This window comes from Wenjunlia tyrosinilytica (genome assembly GCF_014646055.1).
GTDB lineage: Bacteria > Actinomycetota > Actinomycetes > Streptomycetales > Streptomycetaceae > Wenjunlia > Wenjunlia tyrosinilytica.
Genome location: NZ_BMMS01000040.1, coordinates 25,486 through 46,253 on the forward strand (window position 1 = coordinate 25,486; position 20,768 = coordinate 46,253).

The 20,768-nt window shown below is 70.1% G+C and carries 19 protein-coding genes; 6 read left to right on the plus strand and 13 right to left on the minus strand.

The genetic code is table 11. The features are described from left to right. Positions 1 to 13: 13 nt before the first annotated feature. The 3 genes from IEY86_RS31420 to IEY86_RS31430 form a co-directional block, all read right to left on the minus strand. Entirely contained in the window at positions 14 to 307 is a 294-nt protein-coding gene (locus tag IEY86_RS31420; protein WP_189135315.1) for a hypothetical protein, read from the minus strand. A gap of 280 nt (positions 308 to 587) precedes the next feature. Further along, positions 588 to 2,399, minus strand: coding sequence for a hypothetical protein (locus IEY86_RS31425; protein ID WP_229698926.1), 1,812 nt, complete (start codon positions 2,397 to 2,399; stop codon positions 588 to 590). Further along, entirely contained in the window at positions 2,399 to 3,241 is an 843-nt protein-coding gene (locus IEY86_RS31430) for a hypothetical protein (RefSeq protein WP_229698927.1), read from the minus strand. The genes IEY86_RS31425 and IEY86_RS31430 overlap by 1 nt, the downstream gene beginning before the upstream one ends. A 261-nt stretch (positions 3,242 to 3,502) precedes the next feature. On the opposite strand from IEY86_RS31430, the gene IEY86_RS31435 reads away from it, so the two are divergent. Further along, on the plus strand, positions 3,503 to 3,727 hold the full coding sequence (locus IEY86_RS31435; protein WP_189135316.1) for a helix-turn-helix domain-containing protein: 225 nt from the start codon (positions 3,503 to 3,505) through the stop codon (positions 3,725 to 3,727). A gap of 447 nt (positions 3,728 to 4,174) precedes the next feature. Here IEY86_RS31435 and IEY86_RS31440 read toward each other — a convergent pair whose 3' ends face one another. From IEY86_RS31440 to IEY86_RS31475, 9 genes are read right to left on the minus strand one after another with little or no spacing between them, the layout of a single operon-like run. Continuing rightward, positions 4,175 to 5,752: an ABC transporter ATP-binding protein gene (locus IEY86_RS31440; RefSeq protein WP_229698928.1), complete on the minus strand. Its 1,578-nt coding sequence runs from the start codon at positions 5,750 to 5,752 to the stop codon at positions 4,175 to 4,177. Further along, on the minus strand, positions 5,749 to 6,558 hold the full coding sequence (locus IEY86_RS37015; protein ID WP_229698929.1) for an ABC transporter permease subunit: 810 nt from the start codon (positions 6,556 to 6,558) through the stop codon (positions 5,749 to 5,751). The genes IEY86_RS31440 and IEY86_RS37015 overlap by 4 nt, the downstream gene beginning before the upstream one ends. Beyond that, positions 6,555 to 7,508, minus strand: a complete 954-nt coding sequence (locus IEY86_RS31445) for an ABC transporter permease (protein ID WP_189135318.1) — start codon at positions 7,506 to 7,508, stop codon at positions 6,555 to 6,557. Before IEY86_RS31445 ends, IEY86_RS37015 begins: the two co-directional genes overlap by 4 nt. Then, positions 7,505 to 9,097, minus strand: coding sequence for an ABC transporter substrate-binding protein (locus IEY86_RS31450; RefSeq protein ID WP_189135319.1), 1,593 nt, complete (start codon positions 9,095 to 9,097; stop codon positions 7,505 to 7,507). The genes IEY86_RS31445 and IEY86_RS31450 overlap by 4 nt, the downstream gene beginning before the upstream one ends. Before the next feature lie 57 nt (positions 9,098 to 9,154). Then, positions 9,155 to 9,946 carry a class I SAM-dependent DNA methyltransferase gene (locus tag IEY86_RS31455; RefSeq protein ID WP_189135320.1) on the minus strand — a complete coding sequence of 264 codons (792 nt, stop codon included), beginning with the start codon at positions 9,944 to 9,946 and terminating at the stop codon, positions 9,155 to 9,157. 10 nt (positions 9,947 to 9,956) lie between these two features. Beyond that, positions 9,957 to 11,216: an MFS transporter gene (locus tag IEY86_RS31460; RefSeq protein WP_189135321.1), complete on the minus strand. Its 1,260-nt coding sequence runs from the start codon at positions 11,214 to 11,216 to the stop codon at positions 9,957 to 9,959. Further along, positions 11,213 to 12,268 (minus strand): dipeptide epimerase, encoded by a 1,056-nt coding sequence (locus IEY86_RS31465; RefSeq protein ID WP_189135322.1) that lies wholly within the window; start codon positions 12,266 to 12,268, stop codon positions 11,213 to 11,215. Before IEY86_RS31465 ends, IEY86_RS31460 begins: the two co-directional genes overlap by 4 nt. Continuing rightward, positions 12,265 to 13,356, minus strand: coding sequence for a PLP-dependent cysteine synthase family protein (locus IEY86_RS31470; RefSeq protein WP_189135323.1), 1,092 nt, complete (start codon positions 13,354 to 13,356; stop codon positions 12,265 to 12,267). Before IEY86_RS31470 ends, IEY86_RS31465 begins: the two co-directional genes overlap by 4 nt. Continuing rightward, positions 13,353 to 14,204 carry a Rossmann-like domain-containing protein gene (locus IEY86_RS31475; RefSeq protein ID WP_189135324.1) on the minus strand — a complete coding sequence of 284 codons (852 nt, stop codon included), beginning with the start codon at positions 14,202 to 14,204 and terminating at the stop codon, positions 13,353 to 13,355. Before IEY86_RS31475 ends, IEY86_RS31470 begins: the two co-directional genes overlap by 4 nt. Positions 14,205 to 14,437: 233 nt before the next feature. Between IEY86_RS31475 and IEY86_RS31480 the strand changes: the two genes are divergently transcribed. Beyond that, positions 14,438 to 15,682, plus strand: a complete 1,245-nt coding sequence (locus tag IEY86_RS31480; RefSeq protein WP_189135325.1) for an IS110 family RNA-guided transposase — start codon at positions 14,438 to 14,440, stop codon at positions 15,680 to 15,682. Between the two features lie 17 nt (positions 15,683 to 15,699). On the opposite strand, the gene IEY86_RS31485 is transcribed toward IEY86_RS31480, so the two are convergent. After that, positions 15,700 to 16,956 (minus strand): ATP-grasp domain-containing protein, encoded by a 1,257-nt coding sequence (locus IEY86_RS31485; protein WP_189135326.1) that lies wholly within the window; start codon positions 16,954 to 16,956, stop codon positions 15,700 to 15,702. A 146-nt stretch (positions 16,957 to 17,102) separates the two neighbouring features. On the opposite strand from IEY86_RS31485, the gene IEY86_RS31490 reads away from it, so the two are divergent. The 4 genes from IEY86_RS31490 (at position 17,103) to IEY86_RS31505 (ending at position 20,618) form a co-directional block, all read left to right on the plus strand. After that, positions 17,103 to 18,608 (plus strand): alpha/beta hydrolase, encoded by a 1,506-nt coding sequence (locus IEY86_RS31490; protein WP_189135327.1) that lies wholly within the window; start codon positions 17,103 to 17,105, stop codon positions 18,606 to 18,608. 25 nt (positions 18,609 to 18,633) lie between these two features. Next, positions 18,634 to 19,197 (plus strand): GNAT family N-acetyltransferase, encoded by a 564-nt coding sequence (locus IEY86_RS31495; protein WP_189135328.1) that lies wholly within the window; start codon positions 18,634 to 18,636, stop codon positions 19,195 to 19,197. A 75-nt stretch (positions 19,198 to 19,272) separates the two neighbouring features. Continuing rightward, complete coding sequence (rpmF, locus tag IEY86_RS31500; protein WP_189135329.1) at positions 19,273 to 19,443, plus strand: 50S ribosomal protein L32; 171 nt, start codon at positions 19,273 to 19,275, stop codon at positions 19,441 to 19,443. Between the two features lie 5 nt (positions 19,444 to 19,448). After that, the gene (locus tag IEY86_RS31505; RefSeq protein ID WP_189135330.1) at positions 19,449 to 20,618 is read left to right on the plus strand and encodes a GTP-binding protein; all 1,170 of its coding nucleotides are present in this window, start codon (positions 19,449 to 19,451) and stop codon (positions 20,616 to 20,618) included. Positions 20,619 to 20,768: the final 150 nt, after the last annotated feature.

Below are 20,768 nucleotides of genomic sequence, written 5' to 3' on the forward strand. Positions count from 1 at the left end.
GAGTGCGTCGCGCTCAGCCGCGCTGCAGCCACCAGACGATGCGGGTTCCGCGCTGGTCGAGCACCACCACCTCTTCCGTGGACATGATGATGCCGGGCCGGCGGCTGACGAGTAGCCAGGCAGCCATCGTGCCGAAGACCGCCGTGTACCCCACGCTGGCGATCTCCACCGCATGATGCTGTCTCACCGTCATGTGGATGCCCGGGTGGCTGCCGAAGAACACGGCGACGTTAAACAGCACGAGGACCACGAACAGGAGAGTCAGTACGATCAGCCGGGGCTCATCGCGCCAGTCCCGGCGCAGCACGATCCGCGGCCCGGGTGTGCCTGCGAGTCCTGGACGAGGCGGCGGGGCGTTCCGGCGCCGTCCGCGCTCCTGGAGCAAGTCACGAGAAACCGATGAAACGGGTCTCGACCAGTGACGAAAGTCCTGGTGGGGCCCGTTTCTCGTTGTCCGGACGGGCGTCGGCCTCGTCTGGGATGCCGCTGAGGGCGTTTTTACGTGAAAGGACCCACACCGTGGCATTCATCACGATGCGGGCCCTGATCTTCTGTTGATCTTCAGCTGGTGTGGCTCGCGCTGATCGCTAGGCGGTCGGTGCGAGGTAACCGGTGGGGGTCCACCTGCCCAGCGGCTTGGTTCTGCGCCGGTGATGGGTGCGCTTGCGTGGCCGCTGCCCGTCGAGGGCGAGGGTCTCCACCCATTCCTTGATCTTCCGGCGGTTGACATGTGCCAGCTGGAAGGCCAGGAGGATCGTCTGGGCAGCGATGCCGCGGATACGCCGGGAGTCGGCCGCCTCGATGCCCTCGCCGAGGGGGTTCTTCGCGTAGCCGTTGAAGCCCTCGACGCTGTTCCGGAGCCGGAAGTAGACCTTCTGCCATTCCTCGTCCCCGTACTCGAGCGCCTGCCAGTCCTTGGCACCGGAGATTGGCGCGAGGGTGACGCTGCCCTGGCGGCAGACCTTGAGGGGGCCTGCGGGGCTCGGCTCGGGGTCCACCAGGGGCAGGTGGATACCGCGGCCGAGAGTGTGCGGCTTGATGAGGCACTGTGCTTTCCCGGCCTCTGCCGGGCACATCATGCGCTGGTAGCCGTCGGCGTCCTCGTGCTCCTTGGGCATGAGGCGGTATGGCTTGCGGGCTTCAATGCGCTGGAGCCAGTTTTCCCGGTCGATGCGCTCGTCGCACAGCTCTTTGGTGGCGTCGATGAGGGGCTGCGGCATGGAGGGGCAGTACCAGGTGCCCTCGACCATGATCGCGCCGTGTGCCCCGGCCTGTTGGCCGAGCTGGTCGACCCGGTAGTCGTAGACAGGCTTGTAGCCGAGGGCGCGGACGGGTAGTTGCCACTCGTTGGGCTCGGAGTTGTTGTAGGCGAGGTCCCCGGCAAGATAGCCGGGTTTGTAGCCGCGTTCCCGCAGCCTGCTGAGGATCTTGAGCCCGTTGTAGGCGGGGCGCTGGCCGGGCTTGTCCAGGGCGACGCCGAGTACGAGAGCGGGCAGGACATCCGGGTTGGGGGTGTTGTCTTCGAGGAGTACACCGTCATGGCGGGCGTCCCTGGTGACGGCGAAGGCCGCGTCGTAGCCGAAGAGGTACTTTGCCCTCTTCTTGAGCAAGGGCTTCTTCCGCCGCCCTTTCTTCGGCTTGGGTCCCTTCTTGCCTTTGGCAGCGGGGCGCATGGCCTCGGCTACGGGGACGGTGTCCGGGTCGCGATGGTCACCTTCGCGGACGTACCAGCCGGCGTCAGGGTCGGTCGAGAGCTCGGGGCCGTTGGTCTTGCGGCCGCGTGCGAAGGTGCGGATCGGGGTGGCGTCCACGGCCAGTGAGCCGTCGGACAGCTCGTTCATCAGGCCCCTCAGCGGGCGTACTGATGCATCCAGGACGAACTCCGTGAACAGCGCGAGCCTGTGCTCCCGCGCGGCCAAGAGCTCTGGGTCCCCATCTGCGGCCAGGCGCTGTGCCTCTTCTCGGGAGAGTCGCTTGTTGGCCGGGAGTGGAGAGGGGTCTATGGCTGCACGCATCGCGTGGAAGAGGCGGCGCACGACGGCGTAAGCCGCCTCGAAGCCCTGGTCGTGGTCCGGATAGTCGGGCACGGTCAGGCGCTGGCGCATCTGTGGGCTGAGACGGAAGAACAGGATGTCCGTGACGAGCTCCAAGATGACCTTTCCTCCCGTGATTTGGGTACTCAGGTACAGGCCGATCAGCAGCGTGCGCGGAGTGAGTTTCCGGGGGCGGCCGCGGTCCAGGTGCACGAACTCCTGAAGCAGAGCGACGAGGCTGCTGTTGTCCACGTCCTCGATCGCCGGTTCGACCTCCTCGTCGTTGAGGAGCTTGCGCTCGGCGCGCATAGCGAGCAGCCGCTCGTGTCGGTCCTTGACCGTGCCCGCGGAGGTGTCGGCGCCCATCAGTCGCCTCGCAGGAGTGCAGCTGCTTCGTCGGCCGGAATGCCGCTGAGGAAGGGAAGGATGCGGGAGAGGCCATGGAGGGAGTCGACGCCTGCCGCCGCGACGATCACCGTGATCGGGACGTGGGACTCAAAGAGGTCGACCAGCCAGGTGGAGCGCAGCCTTCCCATGAGCAGCCGAGGGCTGCCCGGGCTGGGTTTGGTCCGGGCGAGGAAGTTCGTGACCGTGTTGGTGCCGCGGCTGTGGCAGTTGGGACGGAACAGATAGCTCGCGGCCCCCGGCGTCTCCAGGCGCTCGGCGGCTGAGGCCAGGACAGCTTCCCAGGGGCGGCGGCAGAGGATCCTCCGTTGTCTGGGGCCTCGGGTCTTGACGACGACCGGGCCGCGCATGCGTGGGGAGTGCCGGACGTCGTGTGCGCGCAGGGGGATGACTTCCGGTGAGTCCAGCCCGACACCGGCGCCCAGCGCGAGCAGAGTTTTGCAGCCCCAGCGGAGCTCGTCCGTGGGCTGCCCGCCGGCCCAACCCCACAGGTCGGCGAGCTCCTTTGGGCCATAGGGTGGGTTCGCGCCGGACGCGGACAGCTCCGCGGGCTTGCCGGTCCGGCACTCGCCGCCGATGACGAGTTCACGCAGGCGCAGGAGCCGGGAACGGTAGTTCCCGCGGGTCGACTCCTTGACCTGGGGACAGCCGACGGCGATGAACCGCTCGATCACCTCGCGCGACAGCCACACGTCAGCAGACGCGGGCAGCCCCTCGCCGTCGCAGAAGAGTGCCAACTGGGCCAGGGCTCCCATGAGTTCGCGGGCCTTCAGGGTCGTCAGGGGATCGGCCTTCAGGACCACGCGACGCACCTCGTCGCCGACGCGGCTCCACCCCGCGGGGGAACTGTTCGGTCGATACGAGTTGATCCGTTGAGTCATCACATGTCGCCAGACCAGCACCCCAGCAGGCGGGATGCTATTCGAATAACATGTATCTGCAGTGGCGACTGCGTGCGACCGGGGAGGACCGGATGGGTCAGACTTCACCTCATGCCTCAAGGAGATGCCCGCCGACTGCCGCCGCGCGCTTACTGCGCCAGCGGCGTGTGGCCTGAGGCCGTCATGGAGGAGCATCACGGGGCGCGGGTCGCCCAGGCCATGGCTGCCAGGCTCAAGGCCGCGCTTGACGACAAGGGCTGGTCGGTCGCCCAGCTGTCGCGGATCAGCGGCGTCGCCCGCTACACGATTGCCAAGGCGATCGCTGGGGATGCCTGGCCCGATCTTCTGACCATTGCCAATCTGGAAAAGGCGCTGGACTGTGATCTCTGGCCCGGACGGGACGTATGAAGCCGGGAGCCAGGAAACGCCGACGGCGGTTGGAATCTGGCTGCGGACTGATTGTTCAAGACTGAACACGCTTAGGTCATCCCTTCGAGCGAAGGGCGGGACCATATTTCGTCGTGCGCTACCGGCGGCGCTCAGCCGCTCGCCAGTGAGCAAGGGGCGGAACGGTACCGCACAATTCCCTGCATCCCTGTGCCTGGCTGTACCTGCCAGGACGCAGGGGCGAGGACAGGTACAGCCAGGCACAGGGATGCAGGGGGGAGGGCTCGATATGGGCGCGCCTGCGAACTTCTCTGGTGCAGGGGGCTCCGGCTCCTACCTTCGTGCATCAGTACCGGAGGTAGTCAGTTGCCGCTCAGGGTACCCCCGGGCGGGCGCACAGCCCTGGCTCCCACACGAGCGAGAGACAGCAGTCGGCTGGGACACATGCCACTCGCGCCTACCTGTCACTCATGCCAGGTAGGGCGTCCCGACGACAGGGCCAGAAGCGCTGCCACGCAGATCCGGTGCCAGGCGGGTCGAGCCTGCCACGAGTGAAGCGGTGAACTCGTGCCGCGGCGCGGTGAGCACCTGCTGTGCCGGTCCCTGCTCGATGAGCTCACCGGCGTCCAGTACGGCGATCCGCGCGGCAGTCGCTGCGGTGTCGAGGTCGTGGGTGATCAGGACCAGGGCCAGTTCGGGTCGGTCACGCAGCAGGACGGCGAGCGTGTCCAGGAGGCCGCGTCGGGTAACCGTGTCGAGGCCGGAGGTGATCTCGTCGCAGATCAGCACCCTCGGCCGGGCGAGCAGGGCCCGGGCGAGCGCGGTCCGTTGGAGTTCGCCGCCGGACAGCCGGCCGGGCCTGCGCCGCACCAGCTCCTCCGTGAGGCCGAGGCCGGTCAGGGTGTTCAGGGCCTCGGCAAGAGCCTCTCGCGGGCCCGTTCCACGCAGCCGCACCGCCGTGCGTGCCACCTGGTCCAGGACCGGTCGGTGTTCGTCGAACGCGGCCTTCGCGTCCTGGAAGACGTACTGGACCGCGGCCAGTTGTTCACGAGTCCGGGCGCGCAGGCTGCGCGGGAGCGGGGTGCCGTCGAGCAGGACGTCGCCTGCGTAGTCCCGGTGGAGTCCGGCCAGACAGCGGGCGAGCGTGGTCTTTCCGCTGCCGGAGCGGCCGACGACGGCCAGGCACTCGCCGGCGCGGAGGGTGAGTTCGGGGATGCGCACCACCTCCTTGATACCGGCGCCGTCGCGGTGCCGCGCGGTGAGGCCACGTACCTGGAGTGCCGTGTGTCCTTCGCGCGTCGGCGGGCTGTCATACGTCTTCCCGTCCGCTGCCAGGAGTTCGGCGGTCCAGGGATGTCGCGGGGCGAGCCACAGTTGCTCCGCGGGAGCCGCCTCCACCACTTGGCCGCCGCGCATGACCAGAACCTCGTCGGCCAGGGCCCGGACGACGTCCAGGTCGTGGCTCAGCAGGACCACGGCGATGCCCTGCCGGGCGACCGCAGCCAGCTGGTCGACGATGCGCCGCTTCGTCAGCGCGTCCTGACCTGTGGTCGGCTCGTCCGCGACCACCACCCTGGCGCCGAGCAGCAGTGCCTGTGCCAGGACGGCGCGCTGCTGCTGGCCACCCGAGAGCTGGTGCGGATAGCGCCGAAGCAGGGACTCGCCCTCCGGGAGCTGTGCGGCGGAGAGGGCGTGCAGGATACGCGTCCGGGCGGCAGCCCGGCGCTCGGGCCTGGGCAGGCTCCGCACCTGGTCGCGGGCGATGTCCCGCAGCAGTGCGCCGACCCGGCGTGCGGGGTTGAGGACGGCGCCGGGGTGCTGGGGTACGTATCCCACGAGGCCGTTGGGTATGCGTACGTCGCCGGTCACTCGGGCGCCCGCCGGGTACTCGCCGAGCAGCGCGAGGCCGGTGGTCGTCTTGCCGCTGCCGGACGCGCCGACGAGTGCCGTGATTTTCCCGGGCCGGACCTGAAGGCTGACCCCGTCGACGATCGGCCGGCCGTCGATCTCGACGTGAAGGTCCTTGATCTCAGCGACCGCGTTCACGTCCGCTTCCTCCGTTGCAGTACCGCGTCGAAGAGCAGGTTGCTCCCCATGGTCAGGGCGACGATCAGCAGGGCAGGCACCACCACGGCCCAGGGCTGGACGAACAGCCCCGTACGGTTGCGGTCCACCATCACCGCCCAGTCGGCGGCGTCCGGCTCGACGCCGACGCCGAGGAACGCCGCCGTGGCCACCAGGTAGAGCACACCTGTGAGCCGTACGCCCGCGTCGGCGGCGAGTGTGCGCGCGATCGACCTGCCGACATAGCCGACGGCCATGCGCCACCACGTCTCTCCCTGCATACGCAGCGCCTCGACGGCCGGGCGAGAGGCCGCCTCGGCCGCGGCCGCCCGGACGATCCGCGCGGCGTCCGGGAAGTTGACCAGGGCCACCAGCAGTGAGAGGCCCACCGCCCCCGGCGAGAAGACGGCGGCCACCAGCAGGATCAACAGCAGCGACGGCACGGCGAGCAGCACGTCCACGGGCCGCATCAGCAGCTCTTCGAGCCATGTCCGGTGGGTGAGCGCGCTGATGAGTCCGAGCGGCAGGGCCACCAGGTAGGCCAGAGCCGTCGCGGCCAGAGCGACGAGGACCACGGACTGCCCACCGAGCAGTACCTGCTGCCATACATCCCGGCCGACGAAGTCGGTGCCGAGCCAATGTCCGCCGCCGAGCGTGAAGGAGGGCGCTCGTGGCCCGGAGGACCCGCCCGCGAACAGCGGCCCGAGCAGCGCGAGGGCGAGCGGTACGGCAACGATCACCAGGCCTAGCGTGAAGCGTCCCGGCCGGATGCCTGCGAGCGTTTTCATGCCGCCACCCCCGCCCGGGGCGAGAAGCGGTGGACGACCAGGTCGGCGCCCAGATTGAGGACGACGGCGGTCAGTCCGAAGACGACCGCGAGGCCCTGCACCACGGGAACGTCCCTTTCCGCGACAGCATTCATCAGCACCGTTCCCAGCCCGGGGATCACATACAGCGCCTCCACGACGATCACCCCGCACAGCAACCAGTCGATCGTCCGGGCGAGTTGCTGGGCGGCAGGCGCGATGGCGTTGGGCAGTGCATGCGCGTAACGGATGCGGGCGCCGGAGATTCCGTAGCGGCGGGCCTGGGCGACATACGGCGAAGCCAGCGCATCGATCATGCCGGCTCGCACCAGGCGGGCCAGTGAGCACACCGGCCGCGACAGTAGGACGAGGACGGGGAGGACCAGCGCCGCGGGGTGGGCGAGCAGATCGGTGCCGTAGCCGACGGCGGTCGGCGGCAGCCAGCCGAGACGCAGGGCGAACACGGTGATCAGCAGCACGCCGAAGGCGAATTCCGGGACCGCGTACACGCCGAGCGTCACCGAGCTGACGAGTCGGTCCGCGAGCCGGCCCTCGTGGCGGGCGGCCAGCACCCCGAGGCCGACCCCGGCCGGCACCAGCAGGCCCATTGTGAGCACGGCGAGCAGCACGGTCGGCCCGAAGCCGTCCGCGATGTACGAGCTGACGGGCCGCCCCGAGGCCAGGGACGTGCCGAAGTCGCCGTGCAGCAGCCCGGCCGCCCAGTCCGCCAGGCGTTCGTACGCCGGCCGGTCCAGGTGCAGCGCCTCGCGGATGGCCGTGATCCGCTCCGGGTCGGGCTGGTCGCCGGCGAGCGCCACGGCGGCGTCGCCCGGCAGCGCCTCGGTGAGGGCGAAGACGAGCAGCACGACGGCTGCCGTCTGCGCCACGCCGAGCAGCAGCCGCCGGGCGACCCAGGACCGTAGTCCGATCACGCCAGCCAGACCTTGTCGAAGCGCGCCCAGTCGAGGGAGTTGGCGGGTGCCTTCTGCTCGACGCCCCGGACGCTGCGGGCGGTGCCGAGGATCCAGTCGGCGAAGCCCCAGATCAGGAAGCCGCCCTCGGCGTGCAGTCGGCGCTGCATGCGCTCGTAGACGGCGGCGCGGTCCTTTTTGTCCTTGGTGGACTGTGCCTGCTGGTACAGGGCGTCGAAGTTCTTGTGCCTCCAGTGAGTTGCGTTGGTGGTCGAACCGGTGAGCAGGCGCTGGGAGATGTGGGACTCGATGGGCATGGCGCCGGAGCGGTAGGAGGCCAGGGTCCCGGAGTCGAGGATGTCCTTCCAGTAGCTGTCCTTGCTGCCGGTTTTGATCTCGATTCTCACTCCGGCCTTGGCGGCCTGGTCGCGGAAGATCGCCGCGGCCTCGGTGAAGCCAGAGGCGACGGGTGAGGTGTCGAGGGTGACCTTGAGCTTCTCGGCGCCGGCCTCCTTCAGCAGCTTGCGGGCCCGGTCGAGGTCCTGTTCGCGCTGCGGCAGGCTGCCGGCGTAGTACTCGTAGCCCTTGCCGAACAGGTCGTTGCCGATCTCGCCCGCGCCGGAGAGGGCGCCGTCGACCAGTTCCTTGCGGTCGGCGATCAGGAAGAAGGCTTCGCGGACCCGCTTGTCGTCGAACGGCGGCCGGTCGGTCTTCATGACGAAGCCCTGCATGGCGCTGTTGCGGAGCCGGACGATCTGGATCTGCCCCTTGTTCTCGTGGGCGCGGGCGGTGGCGGGGTTGAGTTCGTGGGCGTACTCGACCTGCCCGCCGAGCAGGGCGTTGGCGCGTGCCGATTCCTCGTTGGCGACGACGAACTCCAGCTCGTCGAGGTAGGGAGCACCGTCCCAGTAGGCGTCGTTGCGCTTGAAGACGGCGGACTTGCCGGGCGCGAAGGACACAAAGCGGAACGGGCCGCTGCCGACCGGCTTCTTGTCGAAGTCCTGAGCGCCTGCGGGGACGATGTAGGCGCCGAACGCGGCGAGCACGTTGGGGAATTCGGCGGTCGGGCGCTTGAGGACGAACTCGATGGTGCGTTCGTCCAGAGCGCGGCTGGCCTTCAGGTCGATGGGCTCCAGCGAGGCCTTGGCCCGGAACGCCTTCGCCGGGTCGGCGATGCGGCGATAGCTGTAGAGGACGTCCTGGGCGGTTACCGGCTTGCCGTCGTGGAAGGCGGCCTTGCGCAGGGTGACCTTCCAGCGGTCCAGGCCCGCGTTCGGCTCCCAGGCCGAGGCGAGCCGGGGCTGTGCGGAGAGGTCGGGTCCGTAGTCGGCGAGCTTGTCGAAGAGGGCCTTGGCGCGGGCGGCATCGGCGAACAGGTTGGCCAGGTGCGGGTCGAGGGTCTCGCTCGCACCGCCACCGGCGAAGGCGGCGCGCAGCCGGCCGCCGCGCTTGGGCTTGCCGTCTGCCTTGGCGGGGTCGGCGGCGGTGCCGGAGCCGGCGCAGCCGGCGAGGGCGAGCGCGCCGAGTCCGGCCGCGCCTCCGGCTGCGGCGAGGAAGCCCCGGCGGCGCAGGCCGGGGAACCGGGAGTCGTTGACGGGGACGTGGTTCATGTGGGTGTCCTTGCTGTGTGAGCGGATATCGGCGTGGGGGGCGACGGCGTGTGGGTTTCAGTGGGCGCGCGTGAGGCGGGCGACGAGATGGAGCCGGTCGGCATCGGCCGTAGCGCCCGGCAGGTCGCCCTCACGCCACGGCGGCTCCGTACGAGGACCGGGCCCGTCGTACAGGGCGAGCACCTCGAAGCCGTGCACGGCGAGGAGATGGCGCAGTTCCTGGGGGAAGACCAGCCGCCACGCGGAGCGCTGCTCGACGGGGGGCGAACCGTCGTCGGCGGTCCATACACGGGTGCGGCGCAGCAGTTGCGCGGCTCGGTCGACGCGCAGGGTGGTGGTGGACCGGTAGGTGATGCCCTGCCAGCTCAATTCGTTGACGGACGTGGTGTCGAGGAGTTCGGTACGGCCCAGGAAGAAGGCCCCGTTGCGCATCTCCGCGACGAGCAGTCCGCCGGGTGCCAGCGAGTTGCGGCAGGAGGTCAGGAAGCCGTCGAGTTCGTCGTTGGTGTGGCAGTACAGCAGGGCGCTGTCCAGGCATACCACGGCGTCGAAGGACCGTTCTGCGAGGTCGAATCCGCGCAGGTCTGCCCGGATGTACTCCGGACCGGGATGGTGCGCGCGAGCGTGCTCCAGCATCGCCTCGGACAGATCCGCGCCGACGACCGTACGGCCGGCCCCGTGCAGATACGCGGCGTCACGGCCGGTGCCGCAGCCGATGTCCAGGACCCGCGGACCGGCCCCGTACCGCCGCAGACAGTCCTCCGCCCAGCGCCCCGCCAGGCGTACCTCGTCGGGGAAACGGGCCTCGTACAGGACCGGGTTGTCGGTCAGCAGGTTTGCGTTTCTCATCTCGGTCTCCTCACACCGGCACCGGTACGGGCGCCACGTGGGCGGGAAGCACTCGTCGGCGGTGCAGCCAAGCGACGCTGGCGGCCGAGGCGAGTCCGAAGGCCAGGCAGCATGCCCAGGGCAGCCACTGCGCCCCCGCGCGCTCACCGGCGTCCATCGACCAGCCGACAACTGTGTTGCCGACGGCCGCGGCGATGCCCGAGACCACGTAGAACAGCCCGAAGTACGTGCCGGTGAGCTCCGGCCGGCCGAAGCGGGGGATCAGCTCCATCACGAAGGGCTGGGCGATCATGGCGCCCAGGTAGAGCAGCAGCGCCCCGGCCAGGACAGGCAGCGCGCCGAGCACCGTGTTGCCGACACCGCCGTGCGCTGTCCCGGCCCCCGCCACCGTCATCGGCGGTATGAAGGCCAGCCCCATCAGCATGAGCCCCGCGCCGATCCATCTCGTCCGGGTGCCGCGGCTCTTCAGCGCCCGCGTGATGCGCAGTTGCAGCCAGAGGTTGGTGAGGGTGCCGACGAGGAAGACGATGCCGGCCGCGCCGTCCCAGCCGGTCGCCCGGCGCGCGCCGTCCGGCAGCAGCAGATACAGCTGGTTCTCCATGGTGAACATGCCGACCATGGCAATGGCGAACGCCACGAAGCCGCGGTTGCCGATCACCTCTCGCCAGTCCCCGAGGACGCTGTTCGCGGACGGAGTGACCTGGCGTGCCGGAAGGACCACGGCCTGGGCGATCGTGAGCACCGCGAAGATCCCGGCCGCGGTGAGCGCGGAGGCGCGGAAATCGACCATCAGCAGGGCGCTGCCGAGCAGCGGCCCTATCAGGGCGCCGGTGGTCGCGAAGACGTTGAACAGGGCGAATGCCTCGGCCTTGCGCTCCCCTGCCTCCTGGGCGAGATAGGCACGTATGGCCGGGTTGAACAGCGCCCCGGCCAGCCCGCTGAGTACGGACGCGGCCAGCAGCACCGTCAGTCCGTCGCCGAGGGCGAAGAGCCCGAAGCCGACGGTGCGCAGCGCGCATCCGGCGATGATGACCCCGCGCGCTCCCAGCCGGTCCGATGCCGATCCGCCGATGAGGAACAGGCCCTGCTGGCTGAGGTTGCGTACGCCGAGCACGATGCCGACGACAGCGGCCGACAGCCCGAGGTCCTCGCTCAGATGCACGGCGAGGTACGGGATGAGCAGGTAGAAGCCGGTGTTGACGCCAAGCTGGTTGACCAGGAGGAGCCGTATCGCGAGGGGGAAGCCGCGTATCTCGTGCCACGTCCTCACGCGCGTTCACCCTCCGCTTCGGTGCGCGGGCGCACGCCGAGGCCGGGGTGGCGGCTTACCCGTACGGTGCCGTCGGCGCCGCCGATGCCGGTCCACGGGTCGTGGGCGAGCAGCAGATGCCCGTCGAGGTCGATCCACCGGGCTCGGTCGGCGAGATGGACGGCGGGGGCGATGCCGAGCGTGCTGGCGGTCAGACAGCCGAGCATCAGCTCGGTGCCGGTGCCGGCGATCAGTTCGGCGATCCGCAGGGCCGCGGTGATGCCGCCGCACTTGGCGAGCTTGACGTTGATGCCCTGCACCCGCCCGGCGAGACGGCGGGCGTCCTCGAATCCGACCGCGTCCTCGTCGGCGATGACCGGCAGCGGCGAGCGTTCAGCGAGGCTCGCTAGCGCCTCGGGGTCGCCGGGTGCGATCGGCTGCTCCACGGCATCGATTCCCAGCTCCGCGAGGCGGGGCAGCAGCCTCTCCGTCGTGTCAACGGTCCAGGCTCCATTGGGGTCCAGGAGCAGCCGGGCGTGGGGAGCCGCAGCGCGCACTGCCCGCACGCGTTCCAGGTCGTCGGCGGGGTCCGGGGAACCGGCCTTGATCTTGAGGACCGAGAAACCGGCCCGTACCAGGCGGGCGGCCTGGGCTTCGGCTTGCCTCGGCGACGTGATGCCGATGGTGCGGGCAGTCGGGGCGGAAGGCGCGACGGAGGCGCCGAGCAGTGCGTGGACGGGGATGCCTGCGCGCTTGCCCAAGAGATCGAGCAGAGCGGACTCGACGGCCGCGGTCACGGCTGGCGGAGAGCTCTCCCGGCCTCCGGTGCGCAGGGCCTCCAAGGCGCTCTCCGGTTCGGCGAAGCGTGCCAGCCACTGGGACTCCGAGTGCAGCAGTCGCCCGAGTGTGTCGGCATCGAGGCCGTAGTACACGCTGGTGACAGCTTCTCCGCGGCCGAGCTGGCCTTCGTATTCGATGAACAGCCAGACGGCGTCGCGGGCCGCCATCGTCGAGCGGGATATGCGCAGCGGCTCGGTGAGTTCGAAGTGCACGGTGCGCTGACTGACCTTCACGGGCTCTCTTCCAGACGTGGGGTTCGGCGCTCCAGCGGGTCGGTGACGGACCGGCAGCGGGCCCAGCCGGTGGCCTCCACGGCCCGCGGATGGGGGATCTCGACGGGTCGGGTGGCCACGGTGGCCGGGTCGAGCCCGTGGGCGGCGGCGAAGTCGTCGTCGTAGACGGTGCCGAGGTAGCGGTGCGGCCCGTCGGGGAAGACGGTGGCGACGACGGCTCCTGGGTGGACACGAGCGGCCCAGGCCGCCACAAGCGCTACGGCTCCGGTGCTCCAGCCGCCGCTGACGAAGTTGCCGACGGCCAGCCGTCGGCAGGCGTCCGCGGCCTCGGCCGGGCCGACCCAATGGACCTCGTCGAAGGCGTCGTAGGCGACGTTGCGCGGATGGATGCTGCTGCCCAGGCCGCGCATCAGACGCGGTCTGGCTGGCTGGCCGAAGATCGTCGAGCCGGTGGCGTCCACGCCGATCAGCCGGAGCCCGGGCCAGTGACGGCGCAGCGGTCCGACCACACCGGCGCTGTGGCCGCCGGTACCGACGCTGCACACCAGCACGTCCAGGTGGTCGAGCTGTACGGCCAGCTCGGCGGCGAGGGAGGCGTAACCGGCGATGTTGTCGGGGTTGTTGTACTGATCGGGCCAGTAGGCCTCCGGCAGCGATGTCAGCAGTTCGCGCAACCGGGCCAGCCGGGCGGCCTGCCATCCGCCCTCGGCCGCCGGGCGGTCGACCAGCTCCAGCCGGGCGCCGTATGCACGCAGCAGCTGTCGCATCGAGGGCTCCAGCTCCGTGTCGCCGACCAGCACGATCGGATGCCCCAGGGCCTGGCCGGCGAAGGCCAGCCCGATGCCGAGTGTTCCGGAGGTGGACTCCACCACCGGGGCACCGGGGCGCAGTTCGCCGCGCTCCTTGGCTCCGAGCAGCATGGAGACGGCTGCTCGCGCCTTCATGCCGCCGACGCCGAGACCTTCCAGCTTGGCCCAGAAGCCGGGCTGCGGGCAGGGTAGATCGACGGTGACACGGGCGAGGGGTGTCCGGCCGAGCAGGGCGAGCAGCTCCCGGTTGCCCGCGGGGCTGAGGACGGCTGTGGTCACAGGGCGGCTCCGGAGCGCTCGCTGCCGCCGTAGCGGTGGACAACTCCGGGCCCGCCGTCGAGCCAGAAGAAGGGATACGGCTCGGCGGACACCGCGCTGACTCCGGCGCCGATGAGGCGCGGCAGCACCGCGCTGCCGGTCTGGGCGAACATCACCAGCGGCTTGCCGTGCCGCAGTGCGTGCTCCCGCAACGGCTCGAAGCTGCCGTTGCCGAGTGTCATGCCCGAGGCGAGGATGGCGTCACAGCGTTCCAGTTCCGTGAGTGCGTCGGTGCGTACCGGCTCGCCCCACTCCGTTGTGCCGCCCTTGAGGTCGCAGGGTATGTACGCCAGACCGCGTTCGCGCAGCGCCTCCAGCAGCGAATTGACCACGCCGACGACGAGCACGGTGCCCCCCGGGGGGACATCGAGCAGACCGGTGACGGCCGCGGCTCTCGCCCGGGACTTCTCCAGTGAGCTCCCGGCGGGGAGCGGACACGGCCATGCGCCGCTCGCGGAACCATGGGGAAGCACGTGCATCAGGTAGGCGTCCAGTGCGGCCACCCGTACCGGCAGCAGTTCGTGCGCCAGCAGCTGGGCGATGTCCGCGCCGACGCAGTCGTCGACGGCGCTGTCGGGGAGCCCACCGGGCTCGACCGCGCACGAGCCCACGGCTTCGGCCAGGCGCAGGCTGAGCACTTCGTTCCGGTAGCCGCCGCTGCGCCCGGCATGCTGTACGGCCTGGCGCGTGGTGAACGCCACGGCGATCCGCTGGGTCTTCGGGTCGGGTCCGAAACCTCCGCGGAGTACGCGGTCGACGAGTTCGTCGTACGAGGCCGCGGTGATGTTCGTGTGGGTGATGGCGGTCACTGGTCCACCATCCTTTCTACGGGCGCCAGTTGGGTGCTCGTGGTTAGATGCCGGTGAAAGCCGGGGTGACGGCCCGTGGCGGTCGCCTCGTGAGGGCCCCGATGACACTGCCGCCCCCGGCTCTTCCGGAGCTGTCGACCGGCAACAGAGGCACGCGCCGCAGAGCGCCGGTCAGTGACCGCCCGGGAACCAGCTCCGTCACCGGCCTGTCGCTGATAGGCACGAGGAGAGCTGTGGCACTGCCCGAGAGCGCGTACTACGTCGGGATCGACTGGGGATCGGCCGAGCACGCGGTGTGCGTCCTGACCGAAGCCGGCCGCGTGAAGACCGAGTTCGCCGTCACCCACACCGCCGTCGGGTTCGCCGACCTGGTCCGCCGGCTCGCCAGGCTCGGCCAGGCCGAGAACATACCCGTGGCGATCGAACGGCCCGACGGACGGCTCGTCGACCAGTTGCTGGAGGCCGGCCATCCGGTGGTGCCGGTGAAGTCCAACGCCATCAAGGCATGGCGGGACGCCGAGGTCCTGTCCGGCGCGAAGTCCGACCCCGGCGACGCCATGGTCATCGCCGAGTACCTGCGGCTGCGCCACCACAAGCTCAGCCCGGCCCGCCCGTTCACCCCGCAGACCAAGGCCCTGCGCACCGTGGTCCGCAGCCGCGACGACGTGGTGCGGCTGCGGGTCATGGCCACCAACATGCTCGGCTCGCTGCTGGACGCCTTCTGGCCCGGCGCCAAGGCGCTGTCCGCCGACGTGGAGTCGCCGATCGCCCTGGACTTCCTGACCCGTTACCCGACCCCGGCCTCCGCCGCCGCACTCGGTGAGAAACGCATGGCCGCGTTCTGCGTCAAGCACTCCTACTGCGGCCGGCGCAGCCCCGCCGACCTGGTCAAACGCCTGCGTTCGGCCCCTGCCGGCGTCACGGGCGAAGCCGAGACCGAGGCCGACCGTGACGCGGTCGTCGCGCTGGTCACGGTGCTGCGGACCCTCGGCACGGTGAAGAAGGACCTCGACCGGTCCGTCGCCGCCCACCTCGGCCAGCATCCCGACGGACGGATCTTCACCTCGCTGCCGCGGGCCGGGCAGGTCAACGCCGCCCAGATCCTGGCCGAGTGGGGAGACTCCCGCACCGCCTACGACGGCCCGGACGCCGTCGCCGCGTTCGCCGGCGTCGCCCCGGTCACCAAGGCGTCCGGACGCATGCGCGGGGTGTCCTACCGCTGGGCCTGCAACAAACGCCTCCGCCAGGCGGTGACCACGTTCGCCGACAACAGCCGCCACGAAAGCACGTGGGCGGCGGACATCTACCAGCGGGCCCGGGGCCGCGGCATGGACCACCCGCACGCCGTCCGCGTCCTGGCCCGCGCCTGGATACGTGTGATTCACCGCTGCTGGCTCGACCACGAGCCCTACCAGCCCGACCGGCACGGCGGACTTCAACGTCTCACAACCCCACCACCGAGGCTTCAGGCGGTGTGAGGTTGACACAGGGGGTGTCATCGGCCGACCACCTTCGGACAGAGTGCCGAGAGCAGGGTCTCGACCCGGTCGCGGGCCCCGAGGCCCTCGGCGTCGGCGGCCATGACGTGGCCCAGGTACTCGTTGTTGCTGCCCGCTGCCTTGACGACCTTGCCGGGCTCGGCAAGCTGGAGCTCCAGCAGGCCGGCTGCCGTGCGGACGTCGTCGGCGCCGTCGATGGCCTCGAGTACTCCCCCGGTGTCCGGCACCAGGAATCCGATGGCGGCGCTGCGCAGGCCGGTGGCTCGTCGGCGCAGGTCCGGTTCGCGGCCGAGGGCCACGTCGACGCAGGCGGCGGCGAGGTCGATCCCCGTCACATGACGGATCAGTTCGGTGATGCGGTTACCGGCGGGGCGGGGGTTGACCTCGACCACCCGCGGGCCGTCGGCTGTCAGTTTGATCTCGGTGTGCGCCACGACCTCGTCCAGTCCGAGGGCCTTCAGTGCCTGAACTGCCGTCTCCGCAGCGGCCAGGGCGTCAGCGGCAGCGAGTGCCGCGGGGAACATGTGGCCGGTCTCGATGAAGGCCGGCGCCCCGCCGATGCTCTTGTCGGTCACCCCGACCACCTGCGCCGTTCCGGCGAACGACACGGTCTCGACGCTGACTTCCGGCCCCCGGAGCAGCTCTTCGAGCAGGACCACGGGCTCGCGGCGCTGGCCTCGCGCGTTGACGGGGAAGTCCGCGAGCGCCCTGTAGGCGCGGGTCAGCTCCGACTCGTCGTCGACGCGTCGGACGAACATCCCGGCGCACAGGTCCACGGGCTTGAGCACCAGCGGGTAGCCGATCTCCCGCGCCGCGTCGGCGGCCTCGGCCCAGTCCGCGCAGACCGCGAAGCGCGGCCCCGGCACTGCGGCATCGGCCAGGACACGGCGGGTCGCGTCCTTGCGGCAGGCGTTCTCGACCGCTGCGGAGGAGGGGCCCGGCAGCCCCAGGCGTCCGGCGATCCGCGCGGCCGTCGGGAGGTAGTAGTCGCAGGAGGTGATCACCCCGTCGAAACCCAGTGCACCGTGGGCGCGCTCGACGAAGGGCAGCAACGCCTCGATGTCGTTGGTGTCGGCAGACAGCACGTTGTGTGCCGCGAGCAGCGGGTGCCCGGTGCCCTCAGGGGCGGAGCGCAGGTAGTGGTGCAGATCGCGGGTGAGGAAGGTGAACCCGTGCCCGCCCTCGCGGATCGCTCTTGGCAGCAGCCTGCTCATCGATCCGACCCAGCTCTCGACCAACAGTAGGTGGGCCACGGCTTCCTCTTCTCAGAACGCGGGTTGGATGCATGACGCGTTGGCGGCACCCGTCCGGGGATGGTCCGCCTTGACGCGGCCACACGTTATCGACAATCGTTTTCATTGTCATCTGATCCAGTGTCGATTCTCTGAATGCGAGACCCGTGACTCCCGCTGTATGCCACCGGGGCGTGCTCTTCGCCCTCGTGGCCGCCGCCGCCCTGATCCCTGCCGCCCCGGTCCACGCCACCACCACCCCCGATCCATCTCTGCGTTTTCGTCCCTGCCCGGAGTCCATGCCGGTCCCGGCTGCCCCCGACCGGGTGGAGTGCGGATGGCTGAGCGTCCCGCTCGACCGGGAACACCCGGACGGCGAGCGCATCAGCATCGCCGTCTCGCGCGTACGCGCTTCGGGGCCACCCGAGGAGCGGCGCGGCATTCTGTTGGTGAACCCGGGCGGGCCTGGTGGCCCTGGGCTGGCGTACGCCGTCACCAAACGAGCCAAGCTGCCCGAGAGCGTGCGCCGCTCGTACGACGTCATCGGCTTCGACCCGCGCGGCACGGGACAGAGCGCGCCCGCGGACTGTGGCCCGATGGGCGGCCTTTTCGACAGCCCCGGAGCGGAGCCCGTACCGTCCGGCCACACCGCGGAAAAGGCGTACCTCGACTCATTGAGGCGTATGGCAGACGACTGCGCGGCCGGCGTCGGCGACGCGCTGGAGCATCTGTCGACCACTCAGACCGCCCGGGACGTGGACGCCATACGCTCCGCACTCAGCGAACGGCGAATCGGCTTCCTGGGCGTCTCCTACGGCAGCTACCACGGCGCCGCCTATGCCGCCCTGTTCCCGCAGCACGTGGGGCGCATGGTGCTCGACAGCGTCGTCGGCCCCGGGGGGTGGTACGACTTCGACCTGAGGCAGAGCCGGGCATTGCTGCGCCAGCGCGAGGTGTTCTTCGCCTGGGTCGCGCAGTACGACAGGCGCTTCGGCCTCGGCGGCAGCACCGGTCAGGTCCGTTCCGCCTACAGGCGGGCGCGTCAAGGACTCGCAGCCCGCCCCGTGAACGGCTTCGGTCCTGCCGAGTTCGACCGTGCCGTGTACCGAGCGCTTGGCCGCACGGAACGCTGGGAGGGCCTCGCGGCAGGCATCCGTGCGTACCTGCACGACGGCAGCACCGAACTCCTGCGCCCCGCCGCTCCCTTCGGCGGCGCTGCGTCACGCACCTATGAGTCCGCGAACCGCGTCGTGAAGTGCGCGGACGGGCCCGGCCCCAAGCAGCGACGCGTCACGGCCGACCTCCGGCGAATGCGGCGACTCGACCCACAGCCGGTCGTCACCGGAATCGAAGCCTCGGCCTGCGCGTACTGGCACCACATACCCGCCCACCGCACCCGGCTCGGCAGCCCCGAGGCGCCCCCGGTGCTGCTGATCGCCTCCGAACGCGACCCCATCACACCCGTCGAGGAAGCCCGGCAGCTACGGCAGCGGCTGCCCGGCTCGCGCCTGGTCACCCTCCACGACGACTACTCGCACGGCGTGTTCGCCAGCCGGGGCAACGCGTGCGTGGACAGCGCCGCCGCCGCGTACCTGGTCGACGGGACCGTCCCGGTGACGGATGTGCACTGCGACGGCCCCGGCCTGCCGACACCCCGAGTCCCCAACGAATGAGTTCTCAGCGAAAAGGAGTTACGCGATGACCGACGCCCAGCAGAACCCCCCGCACACCGCGTACACCGTGCGCCCCGCCACGGTCGCCGACATGGAGGGAGCGCGCCGCGTGATGCTCGATACCTTCTACCGGGAGTTCGGCTACGGCTACGTACCCGAATGGCACCGCGACGTCGTCGACATCGTGGGCACCTACCTGGACGACCCCCGGCATCTGCTGCTGGTGGCGGTGCACGGCGGCGAGGTGGTGGCCACGACCGGCGTGCGATCGGTCGGTCCCGCTCATCCGCCGCACCCGCGCTGGCTCGCCGAGCGCTACCCGCCGGGCACGACCGCGCAGATCGTCCGGGTCTACGTCAAAGCCGAGCACCGGCGGCACGGTCTGGCGCGGACCCTGGTGCGCAGGGCATGCGACTTCGCCGCCACCACCCCGGGCTACGACAGCATCTATCTGCACACCAATGTCCAGGTGGAGGGAGCCGAAGCCTTCTGGCGGAGCCTGGCCAAGGAGGTCTTCGACGCCCGGACGACCGGTGAGCACGGTCCCGGTGTCGGCACGGTGCACTTCGAGATCCCGATGCCTCAGTGACGCAAAGCCTGCATTAGAAATGGAATCCATTTTCATGTAGCGTCTGCGTCGCGCCGCCCAGAGAGGACCCGAACCATGGCTGTACCCAAGCGGAAGATGTCCCGCAGCAACACCCGTCACCGCCGCGCTCAGTGGAAGGCGAGCACGCCGCAGCTCGTGCCGATCACGGTCGACGGCGTCGCCTATCTGGTGCCGCAGCGGCTGGCCAAGGCGTACGAGCGCGGTCTGCTGCGCCCCGAAGGCTGACGGGCATGGCCGAACGACTGCCCGTCACCGTCCTGTCCGGCTTCCTCGGAGCGGGCAAGACCACTCTGCTCAACCATGTTCTGAGCAACCGCGAGGGCCTGCGTGTCGCGGTCATCGTCAACGACATGAGCGAGATCAACATCGACGCCGCACTGGTGCGCGGCGGCGAGGCCGCACTGTCGCGGACCGAGGAACGCCTGGTCGAGATGACCAACGGATGCATCTGCTGCACCCTGCGCGACGACCTGCTCGAGGAGGTCGACCGCCTCGCCCGCGAGGACCGCTTCGACTACCTCCTCATCGAGTCCAGCGGCATCTCCGAACCGTGGCCCGTCGCAGCGACCTTCGCCTTCCCCCGCGACGACGGCGCCACCCTCGGCGACCTGGCCCGCCTCGACACCATGGTCACGGTCGTCGACGCCGCCAACTTCCTGCCGGAACTGGAAGGCGGGGACGGGCTCGCCGAGCGCGGACTCGACCAGCACGAGGACGACGAGCGCACCGTCAGCGATCTGTTGATGGACCAGATCGAGTTCGCCGACGTCATCGTCGTCAACAAGCTTGACCTCGTTGATGCGGAGAGCGCCGACCGGCTGCGCGCAGCCCTGACCCGCCTCAACCCGGTGGCCCGGATCGTGGCCGCCACCAGCGGGCGCGTGGAACTCGGCGATGTTCTCGGTACCGGGCTGTTCGACCTGGGGCGGGCCCAGCAGGCCCCCGGCTGGGTCATGGAACTCAACGGCGACCACGTCCCGGAGACCGAGGAGTATGGCATCTCCAGCACGGTCTTCCGCTCCCAGGTGCCTTTCCACCCGGGCCGCCTGTGGACGTTCGTCACCGAGGGACTCGACAGCGGGACCTTCGGTCAGATCCTGCGCTCCAAGGGGTTCTTCTGGCTGGCCAGCCGCCCGGGCGTGACCGGCCTGTGGTCACAGGCCGGCTCCGTCGCCCGCTTCGAACCCTCCGGCGCCCGGGACGCGGACAGCGCACAGGGCCAGGAACTGGTCTTCATCGGTACCGGCCTGCGCACCGAGGCACTTCAGGCCGCCGTTGCCGACTGCCTCATGGAGGATGGCGAAAGCCTCCAGGCCGCCGATCCGTTCCCCGCGTGGGACACCTACAGCATCGACGACGCCTGCGAGCACGAGCACCCCGAACTCGTACCGCAAATGTGAAGCCACCGGGTTGGGCAGTGGTCGCAGCCACGGCACTGCCCAACCCGGTACGCCCACCCGCCCTACGAGCGCGGTGAACCATGCCGGCTCGACCGTGTGTCCGACGATGGCGAGCATCAGCCAATCTCCGGGATGAGCGCATCTCGCGGT